This is a genomic window from Microbulbifer zhoushanensis, from assembly GCF_021729055.1.
Lineage (GTDB): Bacteria > Pseudomonadota > Gammaproteobacteria > Pseudomonadales > Cellvibrionaceae > Microbulbifer > Microbulbifer zhoushanensis.
Window position 1 is genome coordinate 268,011 of sequence record NZ_JAJSAO010000001.1, and the last position, 25,329, is coordinate 293,339.

The following is a 25,329-nucleotide window of genomic DNA, read 5'->3' on the forward strand; positions in this document are numbered from 1 at the left end:
TTCCTGCCCGGATGCACCGGCTGCGGCCGGTGTGGGCGGGGACGGTGAAAGCTCTGCAGTAAAAAACGGGGGCTGACGTCCAGGGATGGGCATCGGGCAGGCCACCGTCCTGTTATCCCGCACCGGTCAGAGAAACAGCCTGCGCAGGGCGGGATCCTCTGATGCCTGTTCCCACTGCTGCTGGAATGTTTCTGCGAGCCGGCGGGCACGCACCCGGTCATCCGCCGCGTAAACCCCAAGCCATTGTTCGCGATCCTCGCGCAGCAATACGTCCCGGGTGTCACCGAGCACAAATTCCATCTGCGGTGTTTCCGCCGTGGCATTGATGCAACGTAACTGGATGCGGCTGCTGAGTCGTTGCGCCAGGTTGTGGGTGCGGTTGAATTCTCGGGCGAGCCTGTCACCGTCCCGCACCAGGATCTGCAGCTGGGCATAGCGGCTGCGTCGGGCAAATTCGGAGATAGCCCCGGCCACCAGGTGGTCGCTGTAGAGCTCGTGTGCCAGGTGGCCAGAGAAAATAAACACGCGGCGACGGGCGCCCTGCAGCAGCTCGACCAGAGCAGTGCGGAAATCGCCGGCGTTTTCCAGCGGCCTGGCAGCTACAGTGGGTCCCGCTTCGCTGTTAGGTTCTTCCGTGTCGCGGTCAGGCAAGTGTCCGCTCCATCCGGATGTGTGCGATGCCCGCTTCCTCGAACTCTTCACCGACGGGGACAAACCCGGCCTTGCGGTAAAACGCCTCGGCATGGCGCTGGGCATGCAGGTAGACCTTCGGCAGGCCGTTGCCCCGCGCAAAAGTGCAGATGCTCTGCAGCAGCCTCAGGCCCAGCCCGGTGCCCCGCAACTCCGGCAGGATCGCCATGCGACCGATCTTCCCGGCCGGCAGAATCCGGCCGGTCCCTACGGGAACGCCATCCTGCAGCACCAGGAAATGCTGGGCGGCATCTTCCTGGTCGTCCCACTCGATAGCAGGGTCTACGCCCTGCTCACGAATAAACACGGCGTCGCGGATTGCGCGCAGGTGCTCCCGGTCGCTATCCCAGTCGGCGGTGCGGATTTCCAGCATTGTTTCCCCGTTTGCCACTTCAGAAGTCCTCCGGCGGATAGATCAGCGTACCCTGGGCCACCAGCAGGTCGACCAGACCGTCCGCGCTGGCGATTTCGGGGAAATCGTCAATATCTCCCTGGTCGACCTGGTGGCTCGAACAGAAGCGCTCGGCAAAGGCCAGCGGTGCCGGGAATGACTCCCCATCGACGAACAGCGTTTCCGGGTCGCGGCAGAAGGCGCAGCGTGAGGCCGGGTTGAGTACCAGCATGGCGCCATCGGGCAGCTGTTCGCGCCAGTCGGTGGCTTCACCGGCATCCAGCGCGACCGTATCCGGGTACTTGGCTTCAGTCATCACCGCGCCGAACCACTGGGCAATATTCTGCGGCTGCAGCAACCACTCCGCCAGCTGCCCCTGCAGGCGTGCCACTGCGGCGGGATCAATTTCAGCCGGCACTGTCGCGGGCTTGAGGCCGGGGTCCGAGTAGCGCAGGTGGTCCGGCAGGGCGTGGGCCAGCTCCGCCGCCAGGTCCTCGAGAATGGTTTTTGCGGACGGGGCACGGAAACCGATGGAGATGGTAGTGCAACCGCCTTCGGCGATACCCCAGTGGCTGTACTGTGGTGGCAGGTACAGCATGTCACCGGGCTCCAGCAGCCAGCTGTTTTCCGGTTCGAATTCCCTGAGGATATTCAACGGCGTTCCCTCGACGCGGGGGCTCTGGTCGTCCACGCGCGGGCCCTGGTGCCAGAGGCGCTTTCCCTCAGCCTGTAGCAGGAAGACATCGTAGTAATCGAAGTGGGGGCCCACGCTGCCCTGGTCGGCGGCGTAGCTGATCATCACGTCGTCCAGTCGCCAGTCGGGCAGGAACTGGAAGTATTCCTTCAGGTCCGCCACCTCCGACATCCACTGGTCCACCGCCTGTACCAGCAGGGTCCAGTGACTGCGGGGCAGGGAGAGGAAGTCCTCCTCGGTGAACGGTCCATTGCGCAGCTGCCAGGGACCCTCGTCACCGTGCTCCAGCACCAGCCGCGACTCTACGGACTCCTCCAGCGCCATCCCCGCCAGCTCCTCTCCGGTGATTGGCGGCTCGAAATCGGGGAAGGCATTGCGAATCAGCAGCGGTTTCTGCTGCCAGTAATTGCGCAGGAACTCCGCCACCGGCATCTCGCCGAGATGGGTGAGCGGCCGGGGCAGGGAAGTGGTCACAGCAGGCTCCTCAGATCTTCTTCGCCTGGGCGACGGCGTTGCCGATATAGCCGGCCGGCGTCAGCTCGTGCAGGGACTGCCTGGCTTCCTCGGGGATCTCCAGCTTGTCGATAAACGCCTTGAGGGTCTCACGGTTGATACCCTGGCCGCGGGTCAGCGCCTTGAGCTTCTCGTAGGGTTCCTCGATGTTGTAGCGGCGCATTACCGTCTGGATCGGTTCTGCCAGGACCTCCCACGCGTTGTCCAGGTCTTCCTCGAGGCGGGCCGGGTTGATCTCCAGCTTGCCCAGGCCCTTGAGGGTGGCGGCGTAGGCAATGGCTGCGTAGCCCGCACCCACACCCATATTGCGCAGTACGGTAGAGTCGGTCAGGTCGCGCTGCCAGCGGGAAATCGGGAGTTTTGCCGCCAGGTGCTGGAATACCGCATTGGCCAGGCCCAGGTTGCCCTCGGAGTTCTCGAAGTCGATGGGGTTGACCTTGTGCGGCATGGTGGAGGAGCCCACTTCGCCGGCGACGACTTTCTGCTTGAAATAGCCCAGGGAGATATAGCCCCAGATATCCCGGTCGAAGTCGATCAGGATGGTATTGAAGCGGCAGACTGCATCGAACAGTTCGGCAATGTAGTCGTGCGGTTCGATCTGGGTGGTGTAGGGGTTCCAGGACAGGCCCAGCGAGGTCACAAACTGTTCGGCATTGGCTTCCCAGTCGATTTCCGGGTAGGCGGAGAGGTGGGCGTTGTAGTTACCCACGGCACCGTTGATCTTGCCCAGCAGCTCCACCTCATGGATCTGTTTCAGCTGGCGGCGCAGGCGCGCCACCACGTTTGCCAGCTCCTTGCCCACGGTGGTGGGGCTGGCGGTCTGGCCGTGGGTGCGGGAGAGCATCGGGACGTCGGCGAAGTCCTGGGCCAGTTCGGCCACCTTGCTGACGATCTGGTTCATCGCGGGGAGCAACACCTGGTCGCGGCCGGCGCGCAGCATCAACGCGTGGGAGAGATTATTGATATCCTCGGAAGTACAGGCGAAATGCACGAATTCGCTGACCTGGGCCAGCTCCTCATTGCCGGCGATCTTGTCCTTGAGGAAATATTCCACCGCTTTTACGTCGTGGTTGGTGGTGCGCTCGATTTCCTTGATGCGTTCAGCGTCTTCCACCGAGAACCTGGCAATGATGTCGTCGAGTAACTGGTCAGTGGCAGCACTGAAAGCCGGGACCTCGGCGATTTCATCGTGGCGTGACAGCTGTTGCAGCCAGCGCACTTCAACTTCAACCCGCGCGCGAATCAGGCCGTATTCACTGAAGATGTCGCGCAGGGCCGCGGTCTTGCTTTCGTAGCGGCCGTCGATCGGTGAGACCGCGGTCAGCGCGGATAACTCGACTGTCATGATATTTCTCCGAAATTACATATTGGCTTGTTCAAGTTCCGCGATCAGTTGCTCGGTCGCGGCCAGCAGCTTCTTGCGCTGGAAAATCAGGTGCAGCCTGCTGCCGCCAAGCTGGCGCCACAGGGTCGCGGCGCGCACGCCGGCAAACAGCATGGTGCGAATCTCGTTGGCAATTCGCTGTTGCTGCAGGAAATTGAAATCGCCCAGTACCTGGATACGGAAACGGAAAGTGCTCAGGGTGTCCGTATAGATGCTCGCCAGGTTGGAAAACACGTTCTCGTGAGTCAGGCTGAAATGCTCGGCCTGTACCCGCGCCTTGTCCAGGCGGCTGCCAATGATGGCGAGCAGGTCCTGTTTCTTGGCCAGCTGTCGCTGCAGGTACAGTATGGACAGGGCATAGCGCAGGCAGTCGGTATATTCCGGATGCTGGCGTGTCCGCAGCAACTGGCTGGAGACCCGCAGTCCGGGCAGGAGCTTGTCGGCGCCGTCGAATACATCGTCGGCCCGATCGGGGTTGACCTGGAACAGGCTGTAAACCGCCGTCTGCAGCTGCTCATCGGGGGCACTGCCGGTTTTCGCCAGGCGCTCTACGAGCATGGATGCCTGGAATATCCCCGCCAGGGCAATTGCCTGGTCCCGCCACTTGCTCAAGTTCTCTCCTTAGACTGCTCTGTACTGTTGGCGATCGCCATGGCGACCGCACTCCAACGTTGCTTGCTGCTCCCCGGGGCTTACCGGTATTTCTCCGGCACTCGCTCGCCGACGCCGGTGGCGCGCTCGATCACGGCACCGCCGAGGCAGATATCGCCATCGTAAAGCACCAGGGACTGGCCTGGGGTGATAGCCCGCTGGGGCTCATCGAAACTGACGTCCAGCTCACCATTTTCCAGGACCCGGACGTTGCAGTCCTGGTCCGGCTGGCGATAGCGGGTCTTGGCCCGGGCCCGGAACTGCTCACCGGGCGCGCTGCCGTTGATCCAGTGCGTCTGGGAGGCGTGCAGCCCGGTTCCATAGAGCAGGGGATGGTGCGCTCCCTGGGCCACGATCAACACATTGCGCTCCAGGTCCTTGCCCACCACGTACCAGGGGGCATCGCCGCCACCCTTGACGCCGCCGATACCCAGCCCCTGGCGCTGGCCGATGGTGTGGTACATCAGGCCGGCATGGCGTCCCATAACCTCACCCTCCGGCGTTTCCATATCCCCGGGCTGGGCCGGCAGGTATTGCTCCAGGAAGTCCTTGAAGCGTCGTTCGCCGATAAAGCAGATGCCGGTGCTGTCTTTCTTGTCGTGGGTTACAAAGCCGTTCTCTTCCGCGATCTGGCGCACCTCAGGCTTCTCCAGCTCGCCCAGTGGAAACAGCGAGCGGGCGAACTCTTCCTCGCCCACAGCGTGGAGGAAGTAGCTCTGGTCCTTGTTGGCATCCAGGCCCTTCAGCAGGTAGGTGTGGCCGTCGATGTCCCGGCGGCGGGCGTAATGGCCCGTGGCGATGGCGTCGGCGCCCAGCATCTCCGCGTACTCCAGGAAGACCTTGAACTTGATCTCCCGGTTGCAGAGGATGTCCGGGTTGGGTGTGCGGCCCGCGCGGTACTCCGAGAGGAAGTACTCGAACACGTGATCCCAGTACTCGGCGGCGAAGTTTGCGGTATGCAGCTTGATGCCCAGGCGCGCGGCCACGGCCTCGGCATCGGCGAGGTCGGCCTTGGCCGTACAGTATTCGGTACCGTCGTCCTCATCCCAGTTCTTCATGAAGAGGCCCTCAACCTGGTAGCCCTGCTGCAGAAGCAGGAGGGCGGCCACGGATGAGTCTACCCCGCCGGACATGCCGACGATGACGCGCTGGGGCTGTTTGACTGTAGATTCAGGCATGCTGGATGGGACTGGCTGTTACTGCTTGAAAAAGGGGCGCAATTTTAACCGCGAAAAGCCGCTGTGGCCATGTTTGGGTTGTTCTACCCTTATAGCCGGCCATCCTTCAGCGGCGGCGGGGTCGTCTTGCCGCCGGTGCCGCAACCGGTGCGGCGAATACCTCTTCCTGGCGGTGCTCGCCCGGCTGCAGTGTCCCCAGTTGCCAGCTGCCGATGGCCGTGCGGACCAGGCGCAGGGTCGGGTGCCCCACGGCAGCGGTCATGCGCCGCACCTGCCGGTTGCGTCCCTCGCGGATGGTCAGTTCGAGCCAGCTGGTGGGGACCGACTTGCGTTCGCGTACCGGTGGGTTCCGCGGCCACAGGTCCGGCGGGTCCAGTCGCCGCGCGCGAGCCGGGGCGGTGCGACCGTCCTTCAGTTCGACACCGCGGCGCAGGGCCGACAGGGCCTCGGCACCGATATCGCCCTCCACCTGTACCCAGTAAGTCTTCGGCAGCTTCTGGCGCGGGTGGGCGATCTGGTGCTGCAGGCGCCCGTCATCGGTGAGCAGCAGTAGCCCCTCGGAATCGAAGTCGAGCCGGCCTGCGGCGTAGACCCCCTTGCGACGGATGAAATCCGCCAGGGTGGGGCGGCCCCGCTCGTCCGTGAACTGGCTCAAAACGCCGTAGGGTTTGTTAAAAAGGATGATGTTGCTCATAAGCCGGTTTAAATGAGTATTGTAATCCAACTACAAAAATGAGTGGATACTGATATAATCCCGCCGATTTTTCATCCCGCCAGCGGAGAAGAAGAGGGCGGGGCAAGCAACACCCGACCGAAATAGTCAAAGAGTTTTGGGAGTTTAAACGATATGGGTCATATCCAAGTGCCGGCAGACGGCGAGAAAATTACAGTCAATTCCGACGGTTCGCTGAATGTTCCGAATCGCCCGATCGTACCGTTTATCGAGGGTGACGGCATCGGCGTGGATATCACCCCGGTAATGCGCAAGGTCATCGACGCGGCGGTCGAGAAGGCTTCCGGCGGCGACAAGGCCATTTCCTGGATGGAGATCTACTGCGGCGAGAAGGCTGCCGAGACCTACGCTGGCGACTGGTTCCCGGCTGAGACCCTGGAAGCCCTGAAAGAATACGCTGTGGGCATCAAGGGCCCGCTGACCACCCCGGTTGGTGGTGGCTTCCGCTCACTGAACGTTGCCCTGCGCCAGGAGCTGGACCTGTACGTGTGCCAGCGCCCGGTTCGCTGGTTCACTGGTGTACCTTCGCCGGTCAAGAAGCCGAACGAAGTGGATATGGTGATCTTCCGTGAGAACTCCGAGGACATCTACGCCGGTATCGAGTGGAAAGCGGATACCGACGAAGCCAAGAAGGTCATCAAGTTCCTGCAGGAAGAGATGGGCGTCAAGAAGATCCGCTTCCCGGAGCACTGCGGTATCGGCGTCAAGCCGGTTTCTGCCGAAGGCACCAAGCGCCTGGTGCGCAAGGCGATCCAGTACGCCGTAGACCAGGACCGCGACTCCGTGACCCTGGTACACAAGGGCAACATCATGAAGTTCACCGAAGGTGCCTTCGCCGACTGGGGCTACGAGCTGGCCCGTGACGAGTTTGGCGCGCAGCCGCTGGACGGCGGCCCCTGGCACAGCTTCAAGAACCCGAACACCGGCAAGGAGATCGTGGTCAAGGACGTAATCGCCGACGCCATGCTGCAGCAGGTGCTGCTGCGCCCGGCCGAGTACGACGTGATTGCGACCCTGAACCTGAACGGTGACTACCTGTCCGACGCCCTGGCAGCCCAGGTTGGCGGTATCGGTATCGCCCCGGGTGCGAACATCTCCGACGAAGTGGCCCTGTTCGAGGCAACTCACGGCACTGCGCCCAAGTACGCCGGCCAGGACAAGGTGAACCCGGGCTCCCTGATTCTCTCTGCCGAGATGATGCTGCGCCACATGGGCTGGAACGACGCCGCCGACCTGGTGATCAAGGGTATGGAAGGTGCGATCGCTGCCAAGACCGTGACCTATGACTTCGAGCGCCTGATGGATGGTGCTGACCTGAAGTCCTGCTCCGAGTTTGGTGACGAAGTGATCAAGCATATGGCCTGATCCGTAAGTCGCGACAGTGACTGACGAAAAAGCCCCGCCTCGTGAGAGGCGGGGCTTTTTGTTTGCCTGTTATTTACCTGCTTGGCCGGGGCGGGGGTTATGCGGGCTTGCCCGGCATATCCGGGTGCAGTGACCTGGCCTGCCAGGAGGGCGGTGCCTGATGCGGGTTTCATCCCGGCGGGGCTGTAAGATGCCCGCCGGGTTTCCTGCGGCAGTCACTGCTCGTGGCAAAAGGTGTGGGGTTGGCGGGGCGTGATGCGCCCGGGCTCAGCCGAGTGCTTCAGCCTCTTTCTCTCTCTGGCCGCTCTCTTCGCTGGAGCTGTCCTTTCTGGGCTGGGCCGCTGCGCCAACATTGATATTGGCCGCATGAAATCCCTTGTCACCCTTGATGATATCGAAGCTGACCTGCTGGCCTGCCTTCAGGGTTCGGTAACCCTCCATCTGGATCGCGGAGTAATGCGCGAACAGGTCTTCACCCCCTTCGTCCGCGAGAATGAACCCGTAGCCTTTGGCATTATTGAACCATTTGACGGTACCGGTAGGCATGGCGAAATCCCTCTAATTGCCGGGGCGACTGCAGGCCGCCTTACAGAGTGTCTTTTATCGTTATCGAAGCTTGTTGCTTGATTACCGCTTGCGTCCCTGCGGTAGCGCAGCCTCAGTGAGAGGCATGCACTACCTCTTGTAGCTAACTGACCTGCTAATGTCAAGGGGTTTGGATGCCTGCCCGGCAAGGCAAATGAGGGTACAATGCCGCCATAAAGCAAGGTGCCCGGAATGCCCGTGGCACTTAAGGTTGCCACCAATATATTGAAAATAGCTATGAGCAGGAATAGTGTGATTGAGCTCAGTTCCGGTGACGGGAATGACATTCCCTACGAAGACGATTTTGACGGTGATCTGGCGCTTGAAGAGGCGCCTGCGCGAGTCAAGCGTCCTCCCATGTACAAGGTCGTCATGCTCAATGATGACTACACCCCGATGGACTTCGTAGTGGAAATTCTGGAGATGTTTTTCGGGGCTGACCGGGAGCGCGCCACTCGCCTGATGCTGCAGATACATACAGAGGGAAAAGCGATCTGCGGTGTCTATACTCGAGATATAGCGGAAACAAAGGCAGCACAGGTCAATCAATTTGCCAGGGACCACCAGCATCCTCTGCTGTGTGAGATCGAAGCTGATGAGAGCGAAGAAGATTGATTCAGGTCCCGTTGCCCGAAAGGAATCGGGCGCATTCACAACCGCCGTTCCGCGGCGCGCACTGGACAGGTGAATGGCGGGTGATTAAGGCATACGAGGGTTCGAGGTTTAGATGCTCAGCAAGGATTTAGAGGTAACGCTCAATCTGGCGTTCAAAGGTGCGCGCGCCAAACGGCATGAGTTCATGACGGTGGAGCATCTCCTGCTCGCGCTGCTCGACAATGAATCCGCTGCCGATGTGCTGCACGCCTGTGGTGCCGACCTGAGTGCGTTGCGCCGCGAACTGCTGGAGTTTGTGGACTCTACCACGCCGTTGATTCCAGAGTCCGACACCGAGCGCGAGACCCAGCCCACGCTGGGATTCCAGCGTGTACTGCAGCGGGCGGTGTTCCACGTGCAGTCGTCGGGCAAGAAAGAGGTGACCGGTGCAAATGTGCTGGTGGCGATCTTCTGCGAGCAGGAGAGCCAGGCCGTTTACTACCTCAAGCAACAGAGCGTGGCCCGGATCGACGTGGTGAATTACATTACCCACGGCATTTCCCGGGTGGGCTCCAGTGGCAACAACACCCACAGCGCGGAACCCTCTCCCGAGCAGACGGACGAGGATCTGGCTCCGGGCGGCGAGCCCGGTGGCTCCGACCCCCTGGAAAGTTATGCTACCAACCTCAACCAGGAGGCAATACTGGGCCGTATCGACCCCCTGGTCGGGCGTGGCCCCGAGGTAGAGCGGGTAACCCAGGTGCTGGCACGCCGGCGCAAGAACAACCCGCTGCTGGTGGGCGAGTCCGGCGTGGGCAAGACAGCCATCGCCGAAGGCCTTGCACGCCGCATTGTGGACGAGGACGTGCCCGAGACGCTGCGCAATGCCACCATCTACTCCCTCGACCTGGGCTCGCTGCTGGCCGGCACCAAGTATCGGGGTGATTTCGAGAAACGCTTCAAGGCCCTGCTGGCCGAGCTGCGCAAGCGGGACCAGGCCATCCTCTTCATTGACGAGATCCACACCATCATCGGTGCCGGTGCGGCATCGGGCGGGGTAATGGATGCATCCAACCTGCTCAAGCCGCTGCTTTCCAGTGGCCACCTGCGCTGCATCGGTTCAACCACATTCACCGAGTACCGGGGCATCTTCGAGAAGGATCGGGCCCTCTCGCGGCGCTTCCAGAAGATCGACGTCAATGAGCCGTCGATCGAGGAAACGGTACAGATCCTGCGCGGCCTGAAGACCTGCTTCGAGGATCATCACCGGGTGCACTTCACCGATGGCGCCCTGGAGGCGGCAGCCCAGCTGTCCAGCCGCCATATCACCGAGCGCTTCCTGCCCGACAAGGCAATCGACGTCATCGATGAGGCAGGCGCCTTCCAGGCGTTGCTCCCTGCGGAAGAGCGCAAGGAGGTCATCGGGGTAGAGGATATCGAGGCGGTCATTGCCAAGATTGCCCGGATCCCCGCGAAGAGTGTGTCTGCATCCGACAAGGAGCAGCTGGCGCGCCTGGATGACAACCTCAAGATGGTGGTGTTCGGGCAGGACGAGGCGATCGGTGCACTGGGCACCTCGATCAAGCTCAGCCGTGCCGGCCTGGGTGCAGAAGAGAAGCCCATCGGCTCTTTCCTGTTCGCCGGCCCCACCGGTGTGGGCAAGACCGAGCTGTGCCGTCAGTTGGCCAAGGTGATGGGTATCGAGCTGATCCGGTTCGATATGTCAGAGTATATGGAGCGCCACACGGTGTCCCGCCTGATCGGCGCGCCCCCCGGTTACGTGGGCTTCGACCAGGGTGGCCTGCTTACCGATGCGGTCACCAAGCACCCGCACAGTGTGGTTTTGCTCGATGAGATCGAGAAGGCCCATCCGGAGGTCTTCAACCTGCTGCTGCAGGTCATGGATCACGGCACCCTGACCGACAACAATGGCCGCAAGGCGGATTTCCGCAACGTCATCCTGATCATGACCACCAATGCCGGTGCCGAGCTGATGAGCCGCCGGTCCATCGGCTTTACCTCGCAGGATCACTCCAGCGACGGTATGGAGCAGATCAAGAAGATGTTTACCCCGGAGTTCCGCAACCGCCTGGACAGTATCATCCAGTTCGGCGCACTCAGTTTCGATGTTGTGAAGACCGTGGTGGACAAGTTTATTGTGGAGCTGCAGGCCCAGCTGGATGAGTCCAGCGTTACGCTGGAAGTCAGCGAGGAGGCCCGGGAGTGGCTGGCACGCCATGGCTACGATGAGAAAATGGGTGCCCGGCCCATGGCCAGGCTGATCCGCGATAGGGTGCGCAAGCCCCTGGCAGAGGCGGTGCTGTTCGGGGACCTGTCCGAGGAGGGCGGTCGCGTCGAGGTCACTGTCGAGAACGACGAGTTGCAGATCAAGACCGCTGTGCCCGCCTGAACCGGTCCCGGACCGGGCGGGGCGACGCCCCCCAAACGAAAAAGGCCACCAGGGGTGGCCTTTTTCATGCCTGTTACCGGCTTCCTCAGCGGGCGCGGTAAGTGATGCGGCCCTTGCTCAGGTCATAGGGAGTCAGCTCTACCTTGACCTTGTCGCCAGTGAGGATGCGGATGTAGTTCTTGCGCATTTTTCCGGAGATGTGCGCGATCACCACGTGTCCGTTTTCGAGCTTTACGCGGAAAGTGGTGTTCGGCAGGGTGTCGATCACCTCGCCTTCCATCTCAATGTAATCGTCTTTCGCCATGCGGCAGTAACCTTCAAAATAACTTTATCTGACCTTTTACCCCGGCGGCACACAGGCCGGGCCGCGGTGCGACGGGCGCGTATTTTGCACGAAAAAAGACGGCAGGGCAAAACCCCGTGCCGGGACCGCTAGCCCGACTTCAGGCGCCAGCGGTTATCCCGCAGCAATTCCACCGGTTCAAAGCGGGTTTTATAGGCCATTTTCTGGCATTCCTCGATCCAGTAGCCCAGGTACAGGCTCGGCAGGCCCAGGCGTCGGGCCCATTCGACCTGGTAGAGGATGCAGTAACTGCCCAGGCTGCGCCGGGTCTCGTCCGGGTCGAAAAAAGTATAGATCGCTGACAGCCCCGCGGTGAGGAGGTCGGTCACCGCAGTGGCCACCAGGCGTCCGCGGGCGCGGAACTCGATATAGCGGGTGCTGCCCCAGGCGGGGGACAGGAAGTCGCGGAACTGGTCCCGGCTGGGAGGGTACATTTCCCCATCCCGGTGGCGCTGCTCAATGTAGCGTGCGTACAGCTGGTAGTGCTCGTCGGTATCGATGGTGTCGACATGGAAGACATCCAGGTCGCGATTGCGCTTCCAGCAGCGCCGCTGGCTGCGGTCGGGCACGAACAGGCCTACGGGTACCCGGGCGGGGACACAGGCCTTGCAGCTGGCGCACTGCGGCCGGTACAGGTACTCGCCACTGCGCCGGAAGCCCAGCTCTGAGAGCTGGCTGTATAGTCGCTGGTTGACCGGCGTCTGGGGGTCGATAAATACCGTGGTTGCTTCCCGCCCCGGCAGGTAGCCGCAGGGGTGGGGCAGGGTGGCCAGTAACCGCACCGAATCCAGCTGGGAGTACGTGCTCATAAGTCCTGCTCAATATTCCACGACAGTGTCCAGGGGCGCGGGAACCCACTCATTGCTGTTCCCCTGGCCAGAAGCCGTTCGAATGCCGTGCGCTCGATTTCCACTGCGCCGAGACTGGCCAGGTGCGGATTGCTTACCTGGCAATCAATCAGTGGGCAGTCCCAGGATTGTAACTGGCGGACCAGGTGGGCAAAAGCCACTTTGGAGGCATCGGTAGCCCGGTGGAACATGGATTCACCGAAGAATACGCGGCCGATGGCAAGCCCGTAAAGCCCGCCGACCAGGCGGTCTCCCTCCCACGTCTCCACGGAGTGGGCGTGGCCAAGCCGGTGCATCTCAACATAGGCGTCACGCATTTCGCCGGTTATCCAGGTGCCCTCATCGTCCGCGCGGGGCTCACTGCAGGCATCGATCACATCACTGAAACAGCGGTCGAAGGTTACGGAATAGCGGCCCCGGCGCAGGGTCTTACGCAGGCTGCGGCCGATCGAGTACTGGTCGGGTAGCACCACGCAGCGCGGGGTCGGGGACCACCACAGGATTGGCTGGCCATCCGAATACCAAGGGAAGATTCCACGCCGGTAGGCGGCCAGCAGCCATTCCGGGCTCAGTCGCCCCCCGACGGCCAGCAGGCCATTCGGCTCCCGCAGTGCCAGGTGGGTGGGGGGGAACTCCGGCTGCCCATCTCCCAGCAGGCTCAGGCGCTCTTCACTGTTCGCGGTCATCTCTTTCCGTATGTGCTCCTCGGGACTGGTCGCACAATGCCAGCTGGCGGCGTTGTATTACCTGGCGTTGTATTACCTAAAGCGTACAAAAGAAAAGGGCGATCACAAAGATCGCCCTTTAACTGGTTTGCGTTTACCGGCGCCGCCGGGATGCGCTCAGAGGCTGTCGAGGAAGCGCTCCGCGTCGAGCGCAGCCATACAGCCGGTCCCGGCAGAGGTGACCGCCTGGCGGTAGATGTGGTCCGACACATCGCCGGCGGCAAATACGCCCGGGATGGAGGTCTGGGTAGCATTCCCGTCGAGGCCGCTCTGGACAATGATGTAACCACCGTTCATTTCCAGCTGGTCGGCGAAGATGTCTGTGTTCGGCTTGTGGCCGATGGCGATAAACACACCGGAAACCTCCAGCTCCCGGGTGCTGTCGTCCTTGGTGCTGCGCAGGCGCACACCGGTCACACCATTGTCGTCGCCCAGTACCTCGTCCAGGGTGTTGTGCCAGCAGACATTGATATTGCCGTTCTCGACCTTGTCCATCAGGCGATCCTGCAGGATCTTCTCGGCCCGCAGTTCGTCGCGGCGGTGGATCAGGGTAACTTCACTGGCGATGTTGGACAGGTAGAGCGCCTCTTCCACGGCGGTATTGCCGCCGCCCACCACGGCGACCTTCTGGTCGCGGTAGAAGAAGCCATCGCAGGTCGCACAGGCGGAAACGCCGCGGCCCTGGAACGCCTCCTCCGACGGCAGGCCCAGGTACTGGGCGGAGGCGCCGGTTGCGATGATCAGGGCATCGCAGGTATAGGTCTCATTGCCCTTGAGTGTGAAGGGGCGCTGCTTCAGGTCTACCGAATCAATATGGTCAAAAATGATTTCGGTCTCGAAGCGCTCGGCATGCTGCTGCATCTGCACCATCAGGTCGGGGCCCTGTAGCTCGGCAACACCGCCCGGCCAGTTCTCGACTTCTGTGGTGGTGGTCAGCTGGCCACCCTGCTGCATGCCGGTAATTACCACCGGCTTCAGGTTGGCGCGAGCGGCGTAGATTGCCGCCGTGTAACCGGCCGGGCCGGAACCGAGAATAATCAGCTGATGATGCTTGTCACTCATAAATGGCTCTTCAACAAATCCGTTAACAACAGTGTATCCGCTCCGTTATGCGGGCGGCAGTCGGCCAATAATTGATCAGCCGAGGCTATCAGGTTGAGCGGTATCATAGGGGAAGGGCAGGGGGTAGCGAAATAGTTTGCCTCAATTTCAATGATTGCACGCCACTATCCCGCTGTTGGTAACCCGGCGCCAGCCGGCATGGCCGCATTCGGGGCCGCAGCCCGGGGCAGCAGTGGGGCCGGGCGAGAGACTTGTTGAACTGTCTCACAATTCTACTTAGGAAAATCCCCTAACGTATTGATTTGTATGAATTAAAACTATCTTAAAGTAAACTCTCAGGCAGCATGAGAGTGGTATTTCAGGCGTCTCTGTAGTACACAGAGCACTTCCTCGGGGCTGGCGATGCCCCGGGGCCAATACAAGAATCATCGAGGTACGCCAGTGAAGGCCCAGAGCGCAACCGATAAAACAGATACCGAGGACGGAAGCCTGCCCGAGTCGCTGATCGCCCGGCTTTTGCGCGAGGGTGCCCTGATCGCACTGCTGGCCGGGGCCCTGTTGATGGCCATCAGCCTGGCAAGCTACAGCCCCCAGGACCCGGGCTGGTCCCACACCGGGCAGGGCGGGTCGGTACACAACGCCATCGGCCCGACCGGAGCCTGGCTGGCGGATGTGTGCCTGTCCCTGCTGGGTTGGATGGCTTACCTCTTTCCCCTGTTGATCGGCTGGCGCGCATTCGGGATCCTGCGGGATCGCAACGCCCGCTTTCACGGGCCCCTCTTCACGCTGCGCGTCACCGGACTGGCGGTGTTGCTGGCCACCGGCGCCGGCCTCGCCACCCTCTGTTTTGCCCAGGCCGAGGATCCCCTGCCGTTCTCCAATGGCGGGATTGTCGGGGCGGCGATGGCCCAGTCAATGGAAACCAGCCTCGGGTATGTCGGCGCCACCATCCTGCTGCTGGCGCTGTTCGCCATTGGCATTACCGTATTTACCGGCCTGTCCTGGCTGAAGCTGGCGGACAGTATTGGCCGCAACCTGCTGGGTTTGCTCGCCTGGCTTGGCCAGCGTTACCAGCGTGCGCGCCAGGAACGTGCGGAGAAGCGGGCGGCGCAGCAGGCTGTCGTGGTGCGCAAAGCGGCGGTGGCTGAGGAGAAGCAGCGCACCGCGAAACGTATCCCACCGAAAATCGAACCCACGTTGCCAGCGCCCAAGCCCAGTCCGCGGGCCGCCAAGGAAAAGCAGGGCGAGCTGTTCTCCAGCGGACCGGTGACCGGCACACTGCCGCCGCTGTCGCTGCTGGACCCCCCGGACAAGAACAAGAAAGCCGGTTTCTCCCGCGAGTCACTGGAAGCGCTGTCGCGCCTGCTGGAGCTCAAGCTCAAGGATTTCGGCGTGGTGGCAGAGGTGGTATCGGTGCTGCCGGGCCCGGTGGTGACGCGTTTTGAAATCCAGCCGGCACCGGGTGTGAAGGTCAGCAAGATCAGCAACCTGGCCAAGGACCTGGCGCGCTCACTGGCGGTCATCAGTGTGCGGGTAGTGGAAGTAATCCCGGGCAAATCCGTGGTGGGTATCGAGATTCCCAACGAGAACCGCCAGATGGTGCGCCTCTCCGAGGTGTTGTCGGCGGATGTCTACGACAACGCCAAGTCCCGGCTGACCCTGGCGCTGGGGCATGACATCTCCGGCCAGCCGGTGGTGGCGGACCTGGCCAAGATGCCGCACCTGCTGGTAGCGGGTACTACCGGTTCCGGTAAGTCCGTCGGCATCAACGTGATGCTGCTCAGCCTGCTGTACAAGTCCACACCGGATGAGGTACGCCTGATCCTGGTGGACCCGAAAATGCTGGAGCTGTCGGTGTACGAGGGGATCCCCCACCTGCTCACGCCGGTGATCACCGACATGAACGATGCCGCCAATGGCCTGCGCTGGTGTGTGGGCGAAATGGAGCGGCGCTATAAGCTGATGGCGGCCATGGGTGTGCGCAACCTGGCCGGCTTCAACCGCAAGGTACGCGAGGCGATCGACGCCGGCGAGCCGCTGGTGGACCCCACCTGGCAGCCGGACCCGGCCTCCAGCGTACCGGAGGCGGAGCAGACCCCGCCGCACCTCAAGCCGCTGCCGGCCATCGTGGTGGTAATCGATGAGTTCGCCGACATGATGATGATCGTCGGCAAGAAAGTGGAGCAGCTGATTGCGCGGATTGCGCAGAAGGCACGGGCCGCCGGTATCCACCTGCTGCTTGCCACCCAGCGCCCGTCGGTGGATGTCATCACCGGCCTGATCAAGGCCAACGTGCCCACCCGGATGGCCTTCCAGGTCTCCTCCAAGGTGGATTCCCGCACCATCCTCGACCAGGGTGGGGCCGAGCAGCTGCTGGGCCACGGGGATATGCTCTACCTGCCTCCGGGCAGTGGCGTGCCGGTACGGGTGCACGGTGCCTTTGTCGATGACCACGAAGTGCATAAGGTCGTGGCTGACTGGAGCCGCCGCGGCGAGCCGGACTTTATCGACGGCATCATCGATGACAGCAACAACAGCATCCCGGTGCCGGGGCTACAGTCCGAGGGCGGTGAAGACGACGATCCGGAAACAGACGCGCTTTACGACGAGGCCGTCGCCTTTGTGACCAAGTCGCGCAAGGCCTCGATCTCTTCCGTGCAGCGCCAGCTGCGTATCGGCTACAATCGCGCGGCCCGCATCATCGACGCCATGGAGGCGGCCGGGGTCGTTTCCCCTGCCGGCCACAACGGCAACCGCGAAGTGCTGGCGCCGCCACCCGCCTGATAGCCGGCCTGGCCGCCGGGTTCAGTTATTGTTCACATGCCGGCGGCTAGGCTTTAGGGAAAATACCAGCACTGGAGTCTCGCTATGAAACGATTTGTCACTGCCTTCGCGGCTTCCGCGGCATTACAGGCCAGCTCTGCCTGGGCCGATGCCACTGCCGAGCTGAGCCAGCTGCTGCAGCCCCTGGCTTCCATCTCGGGTAAATTCCACCAGACCCTCACCGACGAGCGCGGTGAGGTGTTGCAGAAAAGTAGCGGCACTTTTTCCGTGGAGCGTCCCGGGAAACTGCGCTGGGAAACCGGCGAGCCATTTCCGCAGCTCCTGGTGACCAACAACAAGAAGTTGTGGCTGTATGACCCGGACCTGGAACAGGTAACCATCCGCCCGGTCGACAAGCGCATGAAAGAGACACCGGCCCTGCTGCTGGGTGGCAAGGTCGGTGAGATCCGTAGCTCATTCAATGTGGCGAGTAAGGATGGTGCCTTCCAGCTCACCCCGAAAAGCGCCTCGGCACCCTTCCGCGCCATGGAAATCCGCTTTGCCGACAGCGGGTTGCCCGCAGCGATGACCGTGCGCGACAGCATGGGGCAGACCACTAAAATCAAATTCAGTCGCGTAAAGGCCAACCCGAGCCTCGCCGCTGCCCTGTTCAATTTCGAGCCACCGGCCGGGACCGACATTATTCGCGATGAGTGACCTGTTCCAGTCCGCCCCGAAAAACCAGCCCCTGGCCGCGCGTATGCGGCCCCGCAACCTGGCCCAGTATATGGGCCAGACGCATTTATTGGGCCCGGGAAAACCACTGCGGGAAGCGGTGGAGCGGGGACAGTTGCACTCTATGGTCCTGTGGGGGCCGCCGGGAGTGGGCAAGACGACCTTTGCCCGCCTGCTGGCTGAGGAGTGCGATGCCCATTTCACCACGCTTTCCGCGGTGCTGGCCGGGGTCAAGGATATCCGCCAGGCTGTGGCCCAGGCCGAGCAGCAGCGGGCCCAGACCGGCCGCGGCACCATCCTGTTTGTGGATGAGGTGCACCGTTTCAACAAGGCGCAGCAGGATGCATTCCTGCCTTACGTGGAAGAGGGCACTGTCACCTTTGTCGGCGCCACCACGGAGAACCCCTCATTCGAGCTGAACAACGCGCTCCTGTCCCGCTGTCGCGTCTATATGTTGCGCAATCTATCGGAAGAAGAACTGCTGCAACTGTTGCACCGCGCCCTGGCGGAAGACGAGGCACTGCAAATGCTGCAACCACAGATCGGCGAAGAGATACTGGCCAAGCTTGCGCGGGCTGCCGATGGCGATGCCCGCGGTGCCCTGAACCTGCTGGAAATCGCCTGTGACCTGTCGCGGGAAGAGGGCGGCCGCTACGTGATCGACGAGGCGGTACTGGCGGAAGTATTGAGCGCCGATGTGCGGCGCTTCGACAAGGGCGGCGACTATTTCTACGACCAGATCTCGGCGCTGCACAAGGCGGTGCGCGGCTCGGACCCGGATGCCGCGCTCTACTGGTTCGCGCGCATGGTGGACGGAGGCTGCGACCCGCTCTATGTCGCCCGGCGGGCAGTGCGTATGGCCAGCGAGGACATCGGCAACGCCGATCCGCGCGCATTACAGGTCGCCCTCGGTGCCTGGGATGTGCAGGAGCGCCTGGGCAGCCCGGAAGGGGAGCTGGCCATCGCGCAGGCAATTGCCTACCTGGCGGTTGCCCCGAAAAGCAATGCCGTCTACAGCGCCTACAAGCGGGTGCTGGCGGACGTGCGCCGGGACCCCAGCTACGAGGTGCCGATTCACCTGCGCAATGCCCCCACCAAGCTGGCCAAGAGCATGGCGCACGGGGCGGAGTACCGCTATGCCCACGACGAGCCCGACGCTTTTGCCGCAGGCGAGAATTACCTCCCCGAGCAAATCCACGAGCGAGTTTACTACCACCCGGTGCCCCGCGGGCTGGAGCTGAAGATCGGCGACAAGCTGGAGAAATTGAGGCAGCTGAACCGCGACAGCGCACAACAGCGATATGGCCGGGATGGCGGAGACCAGCAGAAACAATAAGGGCCCGCACATGCGGGCCCCTCGATGAAGGAGTGGGAAGGTCGACCAGGCTTTGAAGCCGCCATCGACGTCGTAGTGCGAACCGGTAATGAAGGCTGCTTCCGGTCCCGCCAGGAATGCCACCACCCCGGCCACTTCTTCCGGGCGGCCATGGCGCTTCAGTGCCATGAAGCACCGGGTGGCAGTGGGGTAACAGCAGGCGGCCGATTCGGACCGCCCCGGTGTCCGTGGCGGCGAATTCCGGTAGAATTCGGGTCATATGACCGGCCCGGAATCGGGCAGGGGGTTCAACGGCGGCGCTCTCTCCCCTACAGCGTCGATAGACACGGGAAAGTCGAATGCAGTGGCTGGCAATTGCAGTGGGTGGGGCGGTCGGAGCCCTGATCCGCCACCTGGTTAGCGTCTGGAGCTATCCGGTATTCGAGGGGCGCTTTCCGCTCGGCACCCTGATCGTCAATATCATGGGCTCTTTCCTGATCGGTGTGGTCTATGTGGCGATCATCGAGCGGGGCCTGCTCTCCCCGGAATGGCGCCTGCTGCTGATGACCGGGCTGTTCGGCGCCCTCACCACTTTCTCCACCTTCTCGCTGGAAACACTGCTGTTGTGGCACAATAACCAGCCCCTGATGGCCCTTGCCTATATTCTGATCAGCCTGGTGCTCTGCCTGGCTGCCACCGGCGCGGCTATCGCCCTGACAATGAAATATCTATAAGCGGTAATCAAAGCACCATGCTCGACCCCAAACTCATTCGCACCCAGATGGACCAAGTGGCCGCGACTCTGAAAAAGCGCGGTTTCGAACTCGATACTGCCCGCCTCCAGGAGCTGGAGGAGCGGCGCAAGGAACTACAGGTTCGCACCGAAAGCCTGCAGAGTGAGCGCAACAGCAAATCGAAGAACATTGGTCGGGCCAAGGCGCAGGGCGAGGATATCGCCCCGCTATTGAAGGAGGTTGAGTCCCTGGGCGGCCAGCTGGGTGAGGCCAAGGAGGCGCTCGGCGAACTGCAGGAGGAACTGGACGCGATCCTGTCGGCGATCCCCAACCTGCTGGATGACGCCGTACCGGAGGGTGAGACTGAGGACGACAATGTCGAGGTCCGCACCTGGGGCACGCCCCGCAGCTTCGACTTCGAAGTTCGCGACCATGTCGACCTGGGAGCCCAGCTGAACGGCCTGGATTTTGAGGTTGCAACCAAGCTCACCGGTTCCCGCTTCGCGGTAATGACCGGCCAGGTAGCCAAGCTGCACCGCGCACTGGCCCAGTTCATGCTGGATGTGCACATTGATCAGCACGGTTACCGCGAGGCCAACGTGCCGGTGATCGTCAACAGCGACTCGCTGTTCGGGACCTCACAGCTGCCCAAGTTTGCCGAGGACCTGTTCAAGCTGGAAGACGAGCGGGATTTCTACCTGATCCCGACCGCCGAGGTGCCCCTGACCAACCTGTACCGCGATGAGATTGTCGAGGAGGGGGAATCCCTTCCGCACAAGTATGTGGCACACACCACCTGCTTCCGTTCCGAGGCGGGGTCCCACGGCCGCGATACGCGCGGCATGATTCGCCAGCATCAATTTGAAAAAGTTGAACTGGTCTGGTTCGCCCGCCCCGACCAGTCGGAGCAGGCCCTGGAGGACCTTACCGGCCACGCGGAAACCATCCTGCAGAAGCTCGGCCTGCCTTACCGCACAGTCATCCTCTGTGGCGGCGACATCGGTTTCGCCGCACGCAAGACCTACGATATCGAGGTGTGGATTCCGTCGCAGGACAAGTACCGCGAGATCTCCTCCTGCTCACTGGTCGGGGATTTCCAGGCGCGCCGGATGAAGGCCCGCTGGCGCAACCCGGAGACCGGCAAGCCGGAGCTGCTGCATACCCTGAACGGTTCCGGGCTCGCAGTCGGTCGTACCCTGATCGCGGTACTGGAAAATTACCAGCGTGAAGACGGCACCATCGAAGTTCCCGAGGCACTGCGCAGCTATATGGGCGGTATCGAAAGTATTGGCTGATGCCCTGCACCAGGGCGTGGGCCGCATTGAAATAACGGATAACAACCAGTGCGCTATATCCCCCTCGCATTTGACCTGATCGACCGCCCCTGCCTGCTGGTGGGTGGCGGGCCCGTCGCCACCCGCAAGGCACGCCTGCTCCGCAAGGCGGGCGCCCGCCTGGTAGTGGTCGCACCGGACATTACCGACGAGTTGCGTGAGCTGGTGCGCGAGAGCGGTGGCCAGTATTACCCCGAGCCGTATCGCACAGAATTTCTCGACCTTGGCGAGCTGGTAATTGCCGCGACCTCGGAGGAATCGGTCAATGCGATCGTGTCCGCCGATGCCCGGGCCCTGCGCCTGCCGGTCAATGTGGTCGACTCCCCCGAGCTTTGCACTTTTACGGTGCCCGCCCTGGTGGAGCGCGGTCCGCTGTCGATTGGCATCAGCAGCGGTGGCGCGGCCCCGGTTCTGGCGCGGAGCATTCGCGCGCAACTGGAGGCACTGCTCTCACCGGCGGTGGCCTCCATGGCGGAAATGGCCGCGCGGACCCGGGACCGGGTAAAGGAGGCGTTGCCGGAGCCCCAGCGAAAGGATTTCTGGCAGTGGGTTTTTACCGGCCCGGTTGCCAGCAAGGTGGAGTCCGGCAAGCCGGAAGAGGGCGAGGCGCAGCTGCTCGAGGTGCTGGAAAAGTGGGCCGGAAGCCCCGAGCCCACCGGCGAGGTCTACCTGGTGGGCGGCGGGCCCGGTGACCCTGACCTGCTGACTTTCCGCGCGCTGCGGCTGATGCAGCAGGCGGATGTCGTGCTGTATGACCGGCTGGTATCGAAGGAAGTGCTGGAGTTGGTGCGCCGCGATGCCGAACGGGTTTACGTCGGCAAGAAAAAAGAGTTTCACTCGGTTCCCCAGGACAATATCAACCAGCTGCTGGTGGACCTGGCCCGGGAGGGCAAGAAAGTCCTGCGCCTGAAAGGGGGTGACCCCTTTATTTTCGGCCGCGGTGGTGAGGAGATTGACCGGCTGGCGGATGCTAGGATTCCGTTCCAGGTGGTACCCGGTATCACGGCGGCTTCAGGCTGTGCCAGCTATGCGGGTATCCCGCTGACCCACCGTGACCATGCCCAGTCGGTACGGTTTATTACCGGGCACCTCAAGGAGGGGGAGCTGGTCCTGCCCTGGAAGGAGCTTGCCTCCCCGGGCCAGACGCTGGTGTTCTATATGGGGCTTACCGGCCTGGACACCATCTGCGCGCAGCTTGCGGCCCATGGGCTGCCGGCGGAAACACCAGCGGCACTGGTAGAGAAGGGCACCACGCCGGAGCAGCGGGTCGTGGTCGGCAACCTGCAGACACTGCCGGACCTGGCCCGTGAGCGTGAAGTCCAGGCGCCCGCTCTGACGATTGTCGGTGGTGTTGTCAGCCTGCATGAAAAGCTGCAGTGGTTTCGCTGACGACGACTTCACTGCCCGGTTTTTTGCCGACGTGCCCGCCTGACCGTCCGGACCCTTCCACTGACTGACAGCTGCAACCACTTTGAACGGTGGCCACAAGCCACCCGAGACGTCACGGCTATCTATACTGCAGATAGATTTTCCCAGTGGTGTCTAGCATGGTTGTCGCGCTGATCCGATTTTATTGCACGCTTTTAGTGCACTGCTTTACGCCGGCGGAAGAAGAGATTTCCCTGCCGGACCCAAATGACAGCCATACCCGGCGCTATACCCGGGCTTACCGGGTAAAGCGGGGCTGGGTTAAGAATCTCTGGATTGCCGCATCCCTGTTGATGCTCTGTTTCCCATTGTTGCCCTTTGTGGCGGCGCTGGGCTTGCTGACTTCTTTCCTGTCTTTCGCCATCCTCGACGAAACTGCCTGAGACGCAGGCCCGGGCCACAACAGCTACTGGAGTGTCAGGGTGTAGCGGGTCTTGCCTTCCATCAGCGGTGAGGGGTTCCCCTCGACCCAGTCACGGTGGCCGTTAGCGAAGAAAGGCGAAAGTGGGTGGGCGCTCTGCCCGGTCGCCATATGGAAAATGGCGCTCTCCGCTGATCCCGGTGACACTACCATGCGCTGGGAGGCACCGGTGGTCGGGGACTGTGCGCGGGGCAGGTGGGTGTCGCCGGACAGCCGATCCGCCGGCATCGCGGTCAGCCAGTTTACCGGCGCCACTGCGCGGCCAAGCGGGTGCCAGATGCGGGCGGTATTCTGCACGCCCCAGGTCTGCTCCTGCAGCGGAAGCCCGTCCCGGGCCATTCTCTCCAGCACCGCGTCCAGGGCGGCCAGCTTCAGTTCGCGCCATGACGCGAAGTCCGGGTTGAGCAAATGCGCTGGCTCAGAGTGGTTCATTTCCCAGGCGGCATATTCCAGCTGACGCTTGCGCGGCCCGAAGGAGAAATCTTCCTGGAAGCGGCGCATGTAGGTCAGTACCGGCGCGGTGGTGAACTCCAGGAACTTGAGGCGGAAGTTACGTACGACTCGATAGCCTACGGAATCGGCGCTGGCCCGGGCGCCCCAGTTTTCCACTTCGGCCCGCACGTCGGCGTACTCATCCTCACCGTCTAGCAGGACCAGCAGCTGTTGTTGCCAGCGTTCCAGGAACAGTGCGCGGTCATCCAGTTGCAGGTCGAGCAGGTCCTGCTCGCTGAAGGAGTCCCGGGCAAACAGCGCATCGCGGATCTGGCGCTGGCGGGCGCCCAGGGCATAGCCGTGGTCGCCCATCACTGCCAGTTGCGGGCCGTCCATGACACGGCTGTTGGCAGTCCAGATGCGGTGAGAGGGCGGGTTGTAGACGCGGGGTTGCTCCTCAGCACCCAGGTAGCCGTCCCAGTATGCGGTACCGTCGGCCCAGGAAACGGAGCGGCTGCCATCCAGCCCCACACGCCGGGGAATGGCACCGCCTACCGTCCAGCCGATATTCCCCTGGCTGTCACCGACCACCAGGTTCTGGTGGGGGATGCCCAGCCGGGGGCCCAGGTCGAGCGCCTCGCTGGCAGTTTCCACCGTTTCCATCAGCAGCAGGTTCAGGTTCCCACCGCGGGTGTCATGGGCCACCCAGCGGTAGGCCAGGGGCTGGCCACGGTGGTCCTCGCCCACTACCGGGCCCCAGATGGTCTTGCGCACCTCCAGGGTTTCCGGCTCCCCATCCCTGACGGCGATCTGCTCGGGCTCGACGGTAAACTCAGCCCAGCCGTCGGGGGTCCGGTAGCGGTCGCCTGCTTCATTCAGCTCCAGCGGAATCAGGTCGCCCCAGTCGCCCATGGTATTGGTAAAGCCCCAGGCCACGCGGCCATTGGTGCCGACGACGGCAATGGGGCCGCCGGGCAGGGTGGCCGCCCGCATCTTGCGATCGGTGCCGGGAATGCTCCAGGCCGCCCGGTACCAGATATTGGGCACGTCGAGCCCCAGGTGCATGTCATCTGCCAGCATGGCACCGCCGTGCGCTGTGAGCGCACCGCCGACAACCCAGTTGTTGCTGCCGTATACCTGGTCGTCGCTCTCCATGGGTTGGTAGGCAATGGAATCGGCCTCTTCCAGCAGGGCGGCGATATTGGTTTGCGGCAGGCGCACCGGGCCGCGGGCCTCGCCGATCAGGGGCGCGTCCCAGCTGCCGCCCTCCGGGAAGAAGAAACCGTAGAGGTCGTCCGGCAGCAGGTCGGCCAGGGCGGTGTCCCGTTGCTCGAACTTGCCGATCGGGCTCTGCAGGCTCAGGTACATGCTGAAGACGCTCAGCATGCTGTCAGCTGCGGTCCAGGGGCGGGGCTCCTGGTTGAGCAGTACATATTCCCAGGGCTTGCTGCCCAGTTCCTCCAGCCCCAGGTTGACCCCGCGCACGTACTGGGCCAGCACAGCACGCTGGTCCTCCGGCAGGGCCTCGACATTGCGCTGTGCCCGTTTGCGGAACTGGTGCACGCGCACTTCACGGTCATGCCCCAGCGCTGCATCGCCTACCAGCTCCGACAGTTCGCCAGCCGAGTTGCGGCGCAGCAGGTCCATCTGGAAGAAACGCTCCTGGCCGTGCAGGAAGCCCAGGGCGAAGGCGATGCTGTCGCGGCTGGTGGATTCGATGAGGGGAATTCCCTGGGCGTCACGCCGCACGGTTACCGGATGATCCAGCTGGCCGGTTTCCAGGCTTCCCTCCAGTAGTGGCAGGCTCTGGCGCAACCATAGCCACGCCCCCAGCAGGCCGATGGCTATCAGGGCTGCCAGCAAGAGGGCAGTGCGGGTCAGGAAGCGAAGCGGGGCATTGAGGGACATGCGTACATCCAGTGGAGCTTAGGGTTGTGTTATCCGGAGATATTATCAGCCACTCGTGCACCAAAATAGTTACCGGAGGACATCGACGAGTCA

Annotated in this window: 23 protein-coding genes and 1 pseudogene; 10 read left to right on the plus strand and 14 right to left on the minus strand. The window is 62.5% G+C overall.

Annotated elements, in window-relative coordinates; translation table 11 throughout:
- Positions 1–126 precede the first annotated feature (126 nt).
- The 7 genes from LVD10_RS01135 to LVD10_RS01165 form a co-directional block, all read right to left on the minus strand.
- A complete protein-coding gene (locus LVD10_RS01135; protein ID WP_237061431.1) occupies positions 127–651 on the minus strand; it encodes a DUF7931 domain-containing protein in 525 nt (174 codons plus the stop codon).
- Positions 644–1,063 (minus strand): GNAT family N-acetyltransferase, encoded by a 420-nt coding sequence (locus tag LVD10_RS01140; RefSeq protein ID WP_237061433.1) that lies wholly within the window; start codon positions 1,061–1,063, stop codon positions 644–646. Before LVD10_RS01140 ends, LVD10_RS01135 begins: the two co-directional genes overlap by 8 nt.
- A 19-nt stretch (positions 1,064–1,082) precedes the next feature.
- On the minus strand, positions 1,083–2,249 hold the full coding sequence (locus tag LVD10_RS01145) for a cupin domain-containing protein (RefSeq protein ID WP_237061434.1): 1,167 nt from the start codon (positions 2,247–2,249) through the stop codon (positions 1,083–1,085).
- Between the two features lie 10 nt (positions 2,250–2,259).
- The gene (purB, locus tag LVD10_RS01150) at positions 2,260–3,633 is read right to left on the minus strand and encodes an adenylosuccinate lyase (RefSeq protein WP_232942431.1); all 1,374 of its coding nucleotides are present in this window, start codon (positions 3,631–3,633) and stop codon (positions 2,260–2,262) included.
- Positions 3,634–3,648: 15 nt separating this feature from the next.
- Positions 3,649–4,284, minus strand: a complete 636-nt coding sequence (hflD, locus tag LVD10_RS01155) for a high frequency lysogenization protein HflD (RefSeq protein WP_232942433.1) — start codon at positions 4,282–4,284, stop codon at positions 3,649–3,651.
- 80 nt (positions 4,285–4,364) lie between these two features.
- Positions 4,365–5,501 (minus strand): tRNA 2-thiouridine(34) synthase MnmA, encoded by a 1,137-nt coding sequence (mnmA, locus tag LVD10_RS01160; protein ID WP_237061435.1) that lies wholly within the window; start codon positions 5,499–5,501, stop codon positions 4,365–4,367.
- A 106-nt stretch (positions 5,502–5,607) separates the two neighbouring features.
- Complete coding sequence (locus LVD10_RS01165) at positions 5,608–6,195, minus strand: pseudouridine synthase (RefSeq protein WP_232942437.1); 588 nt, start codon at positions 6,193–6,195, stop codon at positions 5,608–5,610.
- A gap of 153 nt (positions 6,196–6,348) precedes the next feature.
- Between LVD10_RS01165 and icd the strand changes: the two genes are divergently transcribed.
- Positions 6,349–7,599: an NADP-dependent isocitrate dehydrogenase gene (gene icd / locus LVD10_RS01170; protein ID WP_232942439.1), complete on the plus strand. Its 1,251-nt coding sequence runs from the start codon at positions 6,349–6,351 to the stop codon at positions 7,597–7,599.
- Positions 7,600–7,866: 267 nt separating this feature from the next.
- Here the strand turns inward: icd and cspD are convergent, their stop codons facing one another.
- Positions 7,867–8,145 carry a cold shock domain-containing protein CspD gene (cspD, locus tag LVD10_RS01175; protein ID WP_305080392.1) on the minus strand — a complete coding sequence of 93 codons (279 nt, stop codon included), beginning with the start codon at positions 8,143–8,145 and terminating at the stop codon, positions 7,867–7,869.
- Between the two features lie 276 nt (positions 8,146–8,421).
- Between cspD and clpS the strand changes: the two genes are divergently transcribed.
- Positions 8,422–8,799: an ATP-dependent Clp protease adapter ClpS gene (clpS, locus tag LVD10_RS01180; RefSeq protein WP_233006747.1), complete on the plus strand. Its 378-nt coding sequence runs from the start codon at positions 8,422–8,424 to the stop codon at positions 8,797–8,799.
- Positions 8,800–8,911: 112 nt separating this feature from the next.
- The gene (gene clpA / locus LVD10_RS01185; RefSeq protein ID WP_232942441.1) at positions 8,912–11,188 is read left to right on the plus strand and encodes an ATP-dependent Clp protease ATP-binding subunit ClpA; all 2,277 of its coding nucleotides are present in this window, start codon (positions 8,912–8,914) and stop codon (positions 11,186–11,188) included.
- 85 nt (positions 11,189–11,273) lie between these two features.
- Here the strand turns inward: clpA and infA are convergent, their stop codons facing one another.
- From infA to trxB, 4 genes are all read right to left on the minus strand, one after another.
- Complete coding sequence (infA, locus tag LVD10_RS01190) at positions 11,274–11,492, minus strand: translation initiation factor IF-1 (protein WP_010130378.1); 219 nt, start codon at positions 11,490–11,492, stop codon at positions 11,274–11,276.
- Between the two features lie 128 nt (positions 11,493–11,620).
- A complete protein-coding gene (locus LVD10_RS01195) occupies positions 11,621–12,340 on the minus strand; it encodes an arginyltransferase (protein WP_237061440.1) in 720 nt (239 codons plus the stop codon).
- Complete coding sequence (gene aat, locus LVD10_RS01200) at positions 12,337–13,065, minus strand: leucyl/phenylalanyl-tRNA--protein transferase (RefSeq protein WP_232942445.1); 729 nt, start codon at positions 13,063–13,065, stop codon at positions 12,337–12,339. The genes LVD10_RS01195 and aat overlap by 4 nt, the downstream gene beginning before the upstream one ends.
- 156 nt (positions 13,066–13,221) lie before the next feature.
- Entirely contained in the window at positions 13,222–14,166 is a 945-nt protein-coding gene (gene trxB, locus LVD10_RS01205; protein WP_232942447.1) for a thioredoxin-disulfide reductase, read from the minus strand.
- A gap of 441 nt (positions 14,167–14,607) precedes the next feature.
- On the opposite strand from trxB, the gene LVD10_RS01210 reads away from it, so the two are divergent.
- From LVD10_RS01210 to LVD10_RS01220, 3 genes are all read left to right on the plus strand, one after another.
- Positions 14,608–16,950, plus strand: coding sequence for a DNA translocase FtsK (locus LVD10_RS01210; protein ID WP_232942449.1), 2,343 nt, complete (start codon positions 14,608–14,610; stop codon positions 16,948–16,950).
- Between the two features lie 84 nt (positions 16,951–17,034).
- Positions 17,035–17,646 carry an outer membrane lipoprotein periplasmic chaperone LolA gene (lolA, locus tag LVD10_RS01215; RefSeq protein WP_237061442.1) on the plus strand — a complete coding sequence of 204 codons (612 nt, stop codon included), beginning with the start codon at positions 17,035–17,037 and terminating at the stop codon, positions 17,644–17,646.
- Complete coding sequence (locus tag LVD10_RS01220; RefSeq protein WP_237061444.1) at positions 17,639–19,000, plus strand: replication-associated recombination protein A; 1,362 nt, start codon at positions 17,639–17,641, stop codon at positions 18,998–19,000. The genes lolA and LVD10_RS01220 overlap by 8 nt, the downstream gene beginning before the upstream one ends.
- Positions 19,001–19,066: 66 nt before the next feature.
- Here the strand turns inward: LVD10_RS01220 and LVD10_RS17885 are convergent.
- Positions 19,067–19,168, minus strand: a pseudogene (locus LVD10_RS17885) (SDR family oxidoreductase); the annotation flags it as partial.
- 170 nt (positions 19,169–19,338) lie between these two features.
- Here LVD10_RS17885 and crcB point away from each other — a divergent pair.
- The 4 genes from crcB to LVD10_RS01240 all read left to right on the plus strand — a co-directional run bounded on the left by crcB (position 19,339) and on the right by LVD10_RS01240 (position 22,858).
- Positions 19,339–19,713 carry a fluoride efflux transporter CrcB gene (gene crcB, locus LVD10_RS01225; protein ID WP_232942455.1) on the plus strand — a complete coding sequence of 125 codons (375 nt, stop codon included), beginning with the start codon at positions 19,339–19,341 and terminating at the stop codon, positions 19,711–19,713.
- 17 nt (positions 19,714–19,730) lie between these two features.
- Positions 19,731–21,008 carry a serine--tRNA ligase gene (gene serS / locus LVD10_RS01230; protein ID WP_237061446.1) on the plus strand — a complete coding sequence of 426 codons (1,278 nt, stop codon included), beginning with the start codon at positions 19,731–19,733 and terminating at the stop codon, positions 21,006–21,008.
- 48 nt (positions 21,009–21,056) lie between these two features.
- Positions 21,057–22,436, plus strand: a complete 1,380-nt coding sequence (cysG, locus tag LVD10_RS01235; protein ID WP_232942459.1) for a siroheme synthase CysG — start codon at positions 21,057–21,059, stop codon at positions 22,434–22,436.
- Positions 22,437–22,594: 158 nt separating this feature from the next.
- Positions 22,595–22,858, plus strand: a complete 264-nt coding sequence (locus tag LVD10_RS01240) for a hypothetical protein (RefSeq protein ID WP_232942461.1) — start codon at positions 22,595–22,597, stop codon at positions 22,856–22,858.
- 23 nt (positions 22,859–22,881) lie between these two features.
- On the opposite strand, the gene LVD10_RS01245 is transcribed toward LVD10_RS01240, so the two are convergent.
- Complete coding sequence (locus tag LVD10_RS01245; protein WP_237061448.1) at positions 22,882–25,236, minus strand: penicillin acylase family protein; 2,355 nt, start codon at positions 25,234–25,236, stop codon at positions 22,882–22,884.
- Positions 25,237–25,329: the final 93 nt, after the last annotated feature.